We start from the raw sequence: 4,647 nt of genomic DNA, 5'->3' as shown, positions 1-4,647 counted from the left end.
CAGCCGTTTCCAGCGCGGCGATGGAGTCGTTCGACAGCGAGGCCAGTTGGGCCGAGTTCAGCACGGCGGCCTGGTTGCTCGACAGGGCGACAACCTGGTTCGTCGTCAGGCCTTGCAGGCCGGCGGTGGACAGTGCCGTCACCTGGTTGGTGCTCAGTGCGCCGATCTGGTTGGTCGTCAGGGCCGCCACCTGCGCCGACTTCAGCGAAGCGATGACGTTGGTCTTCAGGCCACCGATATCGGCCGTTTCGATGGCGGCGATGGCGTTGGTCGACAGCGCGCCGAACTGGGCGGTGTTGAAGGCACCCAGCTGGTTCGAGCTCAGGGCGACGACCTGGTTGGTCGTCAGGCCGTTCGCCAGCTGGTTCGTCGTCAGGGCGGCGATCTGGCCGGTGGCCAGGCTGGCAGCCTGGTTGGTGGTCAGGGCGGCGAATTGGGTCGTCGTCAGGCCAGCGATGCTGGAGGTCTTCAGCGCAACCAGGTCGGCCGTTTCCAGCGCGGCGACACCGTTGGTGCTCAGGGCGGCGACTTGGGCCGAGCTCAAGGTCGAGGCTTGCGCCGTCGTCAGGGCGACGACCTGGTTGGTCGTCAGGGCGCCCAGCTGGTTCGATTTCAGGCCGGTGATGGCGGCCGTCTTGATGGCGGCCAGGTCAGCCGTTTCCAGCGCGGCGATGGAGTCGTTCGACAGCGAGGCCAGTTGGGCCGAGTTCAGCACGGCGGCCTGGTTGCTCGACAGGGCGACAACCTGGTTCGTCGTCAGGCCTTGCAGGCCGGCGGTGGACAGTACCGACACCTGGTTGGTGCTCAGCGCGCCGATCTGGTTGGTCGTCAGGGCAGCCACCTGCGCCGACTTCAGCGAACCGATGACGTTGGTCTTGATGCCGGCGATGTCGGCCGTTTCGATGGCGGCAATGGCATTGGTCGACAGCGCGCCAAACTGGGCGGTGCTGAAGGCACCTACCTGGTTCGAGCTCAGGGCCACGACCTGGTTGGTGGTCAGGCCGTTGGCCAGCTGGTTCGTCGTCAGGGCGGCGATCTGGCCAGTGGTCAGATTGGCGGCCTGGTTGGTGGTCAGGGCGGCGAATTGCGTCGTCGTCAGGCCGGTGATGCTGGACGTCTTCAGGGCGACCAGGTCGGCCGTTTCCAGCGCGGCGACACCGTTGGTGCTGAGGGCGGCGACTTGGGCCGAGCTCAAGGTCGAAGCTTGCGCCGTCGTCAGGGCGACGACCTGGTTGGTCGTCAGGGCGCCCAGCTGGTTCGACTTCAGGCCGGCGATGGTGCCGGTTTTCAGTGCGGCCAGGTCGGCCGTTTCGATGGCGGCTACGCCTTCGGTGCTCATGGCGCCGACTTGCGCCGAGCTCAACACGGATGCCTGGTTGCTCGACAGGGCGACGACCTGGTTGGTCGTCAGGGCCTGCATCGAGCCGGTGGTCAGGGCGGCCACCTGGCCGGTGCCCAGGGCACCGATCTGGTTGGTCGTCAGGGACGCCAGTTGCGCCGTCTTCAGGGCGGCAATCACATTGGTTTTCAGGCCACCGATATCGGCCGTTTCGACGGCGGCAACGGCCGTGGTCGACAGCGCGCCGAACTGGGCGGTGTTGAAGGCACTCAGCTGGTTCGAGCTCAGGGCCACGACCTGGTTGGTCGTCAGGCCGTTGGCCAACTGGTTCGTCGTCAGCGCGGCGATCTGGTTGGTGGCGAGGTTACCGAACTGGTTCGTCGTCAGGGCGGCGAACTGGGTCGTGGTCAGCGCGGCAACGGCGGAGGTCTTCAGCGCGGCCAGGTCGGCCGTTTCCATCGCCACCAGGCCATTCGTGCTCAGCGCGGCGGCTTGTGCCGTCGTCAGCGCGGCGGCCTGGGCAGTGGTCAGGGCGACGACCTGGTTGGTCGTCAGCGCCGTGGCCAGGTTGGCCGTCGACAGCGCGGCGATCTGGGCAGTACCCATTGCGGCAATCTGCTCGGTTCTTACGGCGGCGATCTGGGTCGACGTCAGGGCGGCGATGGAACCGGTCTTCAGGGCGGCGAAATCGCCCGTTTCCAGCGCCACGACGGCGTTGGTCGACAGGCTCGCCACTTGCATGGTGCTCAGGGCAGCCACGTGGTTCGAGGTCAGAGCCACGACCTGGTTGGTCGTGATCACGGAGGCCAATTGCGTGGTGGTCAGGGCAGCCACCTGCGAGGTCTGCAGCACACCGATCTGAGTCGTCGTCAGAGCCTGGAACTGGTCCGAGTTCAGCGCAACGATGTCCGCCGTGCCGATGGCAATAATGTCCTCAGTCGATAGCGCGGCGATCTGCTGGGTGCTCAAGTTGGTGACGAAACTCATTTATTTCTCCTTGGGTGCGGCGTATGTCTATGTTCAAATTGAAACGTAGCCATCCTTGGCCCCGTTCTCTACCTGGGTGGCGAAATGCCTGATTCTGTGGATACTTCCCCCGTCCGATGACAGGGTGTTTTGATTCTTAACGGCAACTACCGGGTTTACTTTAATGCTCGCCCCGCCCTCTGCCGGCACCTCGCGGCACCTGATCGGCTTCCGTGCCGAGTACAGAGCGACCGCAAAGTTGCCGTCGTTAAATAATCGGTCCAGTTCGCCAACAAGTACGGCACTTTGTGGTGTTCCTTATAACTAAGTTATTCCTGAGAGCAACTTTTACGGCTGCCAGTATATCGTACTATTTGCCGTACGGAACTGTTTTGTGAGTGACTGTCGTGAGGTCACAACTCGATTTTCTGGCAAGATTGTCAGCCGGAACAGCCGAGTCAAATCCAGCAACGGCGCGGTTTTCGGGAAGGCGCATGGCGGCCCCGTGCAGCGATATCCCCAGGGGAGGCGCACAGGAAGAACGGTAAAAGTAGAAGAAGAAAATCGACTGAAAGTTACAGCCGGAAACGGACGATTGCCGGCTGCCGGGAGGCTGATGAAGGTGTCAGGGTGGTTGGTGGCCGGGCCGCTCGGGGCAGGTTTAGACGGTGACCGGCGCACCGGCACGAGGCCAGCCGATCCGCGCCGCGCGGCGCAAGCTGGCCTTGACAACCAAGCGGTGGAACGGCGCGATCAGCAGGATATAAGTACGGCCCAGCCGGTTATGGCAATGCACGACGGTCGACAACGTCAGCAGGGAATCAGTGTCCGGCGTGCCCTGGCACAGGACCGACAGGCGGAAATCCAGATGGCGGTCATCTTCGCCGACGACGATCTCCGCCGGGGTGCTGCTGTAGATGCGGAAGATGCCGACCCGTTCGGCCTTGTGGGCATCAGCCAGCACCGCCAGCACCGCCCCCGTCTTCAGGCCGAAGTGCGCGACGATGCTGTCCCGTACCCGCATCAGCGTCGCCACCCAGGCTGGCTGGTTGGAGAAAATGAAGCGCGCCAGGACTTCGGGGTCATGCGTTGCGCCTGCCGGCAGCCGGATCGCGAACGCGTCCGCCAGGTGCACGGATTGGTACATCCGGGCCACGCCGGAATGGGACGGCAGCGACACCGCGACGGCGGCGGTCAGTTCATTGGGCATGCGTGCACCTCTGGTGGCTTGCAGGGCAAGGTCGGTTCGACGGACGACGACAATAATGATCTTATTGCAACGCCAAGTATGCGCCTGAATTGGAAGATGAGCAATCCGACGTTATCGCTGCCAGCAGGGCACACCGCTGCGCGACCGGCCTGGCGAACTGCTCCTGCGCGGTTGTGAAGTTTGCCCTTCAGCTGGGGCACGAAAAAAAGGCGCTGTCACCCGGTCGCGGTGAACTGTCTCACCGGCATTTAGCTTCCTGCCGGGAACAATGCAGCCCGTAAAAATTGCTGCGGCGTGCTCAGGTGACGACAGTCGAGCCCGTGTATCCAGCCCAGGTAGTGGGGCAGGTAGCGGCTGGCCACGCCGTGAAAGCGGATCAGCCAGGTCTTGAAAACGGCGTGGTAGCGGTTCACGTTCTGGACGTGGATTTCCCCCAGCACCCGCTCGCCCTGGCGCAGATTGACGGCCCGGTGTGCGATGCCGTGATCTTTCGCAAACTCCCGATAGGCTGTCGCCGCATCGGTGGCCAGCAGGACGGCCTTGTCCAGCACGGGTAACAAATGCTGCTGCAACTGCGCCACCGTGACGGGCCCGCGCCCCGGGACGAAATCGCAAGTGCGGCCTTGCCGGTCGCGCGCCACCAGGATGCAGTCCAGTTCGCCGCTGATGCCGCGATTTTTCGCGTGGCCGCCGCGCCGCCGGGGCGGACGCGTCATGTGACGGGAGCCTTTCTGCGATTCCAATAAATACGTTTCGTCGGCCTCGACGATGCCGCTCAAGGGCTTGGGCCGATCGTCCTTGGCCATGGCAAGAAAGCGGTGGCGCCAGCGAAAGCTCGTGTTGCGGTGAATGCCGGTTGTTTCCGCTGCCGCGCGTACCGTCATCGAACCCAACATGCACTGCAGGAACGGCAACCATTTTTCGCGCAGGCGGATAAACGCCAGCGGCGTATCGGTCAGTGCATTGAAGGACCTGTGGCACTGGCGACAGCGGTAGCGCTGCAGGCCGCGCAGGATGCCGTGGCGATACAGCTTGTCGCCGTCGCAGTGCGGGCACCGGCGCAGGCGCGCGCCCCGTGCCTCGATGATGGCCAGGCAATCGGCCAGCGAGGCACATCCTTCGAACAGCCGTC

General features: G+C 63.9%; 2 protein-coding genes and 1 pseudogene. All 3 read right to left on the bottom strand.

All coding sequences use genetic code 11. The features are described from left to right. Positions 1 to 2,326: pseudogene (locus GM672_RS26885) on the bottom strand (heme utilization protein); the annotation flags it as partial. 640 nt (positions 2,327 to 2,966) lie between these two features. After that, entirely contained in the window at positions 2,967 to 3,515 is a 549-nt protein-coding gene (locus GM672_RS26880) for a DUF2867 domain-containing protein (RefSeq protein ID WP_155473577.1), read from the bottom strand. A 248-nt stretch (positions 3,516 to 3,763) separates the two neighbouring features. Further along, positions 3,764 to 4,647 (bottom strand): IS1595 family transposase (locus GM672_RS26875; RefSeq protein WP_371867107.1); only part of this gene is annotated, 884 nt, incomplete at its 5' end.

The organism is Pseudoduganella buxea, from assembly GCF_009720835.1.
Classification (GTDB): Bacteria; Pseudomonadota; Gammaproteobacteria; order Burkholderiales; family Burkholderiaceae_D; genus Rugamonas; species Rugamonas buxea.
Note: the sequence above shows the minus strand (reverse complement) of the source record. Positions and strands in the feature narration are given on the sequence as shown.

Coding starts and splice junctions, on each gene's coding strand:
- GM672_RS26880 (WP_155473577.1), bottom strand. CDS start 3,515: ATGCCCAATGAACTGACCGCCGCCGTCGCGGTGTCGCTGCCGTCCCAT.